The sequence below is a fragment of the Inquilinus limosus MP06 genome, assembly GCF_000767795.1.
Lineage (GTDB): Bacteria > Pseudomonadota > Alphaproteobacteria > DSM-16000 > Inquilinaceae > Inquilinus > Inquilinus limosus_E.
This window is the reverse complement of record NZ_JANX01000905.1, coordinates 1-1609: the sequence shown is the minus strand read 5'-3', so window position 1 is coordinate 1609 and position 1609 is coordinate 1. Positions and strand designations below refer to the sequence as shown.

The window sequence follows — 1609 nt, the reverse complement described above, 5'->3', positions numbered from 1 at the left end:
CGGTAGGCGTTGAGCGTGCCCGCCTCGATCGCCGCGCCGATCCGACCCTTCTCCTGGTCGAACAGCAGGATCAGCGAGTTGTGGCGCGGCAGGCCGACCGCCGGATTGCCCGGCCAGAAGGAGCCGATCTTGAGCCCCGCCACATCGGCCGCGGCGGCCGCCTTGACGGTGAAGCGGTTCTCCCGCGCCGACCCGTGGCCATGCACCACCGGAAAGCTCTCCGTGCCGTCGTCGCAGACGGCGATCAGCGCCTCGCGGACGGCGGCATAGGCCATCTCATGCGTGGCCAGCGCGGCGGATTCGGCCTCGGCGACGAACAGCATCATCGACCTCCGTCTACCAGCCGCCGAAGCGCGGCCAGTGCATCAGGCCCGCCGCCGGGTCGGCCGGCAGCACCTCGTAGCCGCCGAACTGGGCCGCGGTGGCGCAGGCATGGTTGGGCAGGATGCGCAGGCGGGTGCCGACCGGCAGGTCGGGCAGCACGCCCCGGCTGCCGGGGCGGAGCGTGACGATGCCGTGTTCCTGGTTGGTGGCCGAGACGATCAGGTCGCCGAGGACCGCGCCCTCGCCGTCGCAGGCCAGCCCGTAGCCCTGGTCGACGGCCTGGCCCATCGTGCCCCGGTCGCGCGACATCGCCATCCAGCCGGCGTCGATGAAGAGGCAGTCGCGCTCGCGGTTGCGGCCGATGACGCTGGTCAGCACCGACAGCGCGATGTCGTCGGTCGAGCAGACGCCGATGCCGGCCATGACCAGGTCGAAGAAGACATAGACGCCGGCGCGGACCTCGGTGACGCCGGACAGGTCGCGGGCGGCATGCGCGGTCGGCGTCGAGCCGACGCTGACCACGGGGCAGGGCAGGCCGGCCGCCCGCAGGGCCCCGGCCGCCGCCACGGCGGCGGACCGCTCGCGCTCGGCGAAGGCGGCATGCGCCTCGGCCCCGGCCACGCCGTAGCTTTCGCCCGCATGGGTCAGCACGCCGCGCAGCGCGGCGCCGCCCTCCTGCAGGATGCGGCCGACCGCGACGAGGGCCGGGTCGTCGGGCCTCAGCCCGCCGCGATGGCCGTCGCAATCGACCTCGATCAGCGCGGGGATCCGATCGCCGGCCCGCCGCGACGCCTCGGCCGCGGCCGCCGCCTGCTCCGGCGAATCGAGGAGGACCGAGAGGTCGCAGCCCCGTGCCCGGAGGGCGAGGACCTGGTCGAGCTTCCGCGGCGCGATGCCGACGGCGTAGAGGATGTCCCGGATGCCGGCGGCGGCGAACACCTCCGCCTCCTTCAGCGTCGAGACCGTGGCCGGGCCGTCGCCGCCGGCCAGCAGGCGCCGCGCGACCTCGACCGACTTCGCCGTCTTGAGATGCGGGCGCAGCGCCACGCCCAGCGGCTGCAGGCGGCCGCGCAGGCGCTCGATGTTGCGGAGCATGCGGCCCTCGTCGAGGACGAGGCTCGGCGTCGGCAGGGCGGAGAGGCGGTCGGCGGCGGGCATCGGCGGCTTCCGGGCTGGGGTTCCCGATGTCTAGCGGGCGGATGGTGCAGCCGCAATTTACCGGTCGTTGATATCAGATTAAGATCAGCCTTAATGATCTCCTCGCAGGACCTGCAATTCTTCACGG

Annotated in this window: 2 protein-coding genes; both read right to left on the bottom strand. The window is 73.3% G+C overall.

The window, feature by feature from the left end:
- Positions 1–323 (bottom strand): hypothetical protein (locus tag P409_RS33830; protein WP_202964898.1); only part of this gene is annotated, 323 nt, incomplete at its 3' end.
- A gap of 13 nt (positions 324–336) precedes the next feature.
- The gene (locus tag P409_RS33825; RefSeq protein ID WP_034849037.1) at positions 337–1482 is read right to left on the bottom strand and encodes an alanine racemase; all 1146 of its coding nucleotides are present in this window, start codon (positions 1480–1482) and stop codon (positions 337–339) included.
- Positions 1483–1609: the final 127 nt, after the last annotated feature.

Bases quoted from the DNA above. Each gene is read 5' to 3' on its own strand.
- P409_RS33825 (WP_034849037.1), bottom strand. From the start codon at position 1,482: ATGCCCGCCGCCGACCGCCTCTCCGCCCTGCCGACGCCGAGCCTCGTC.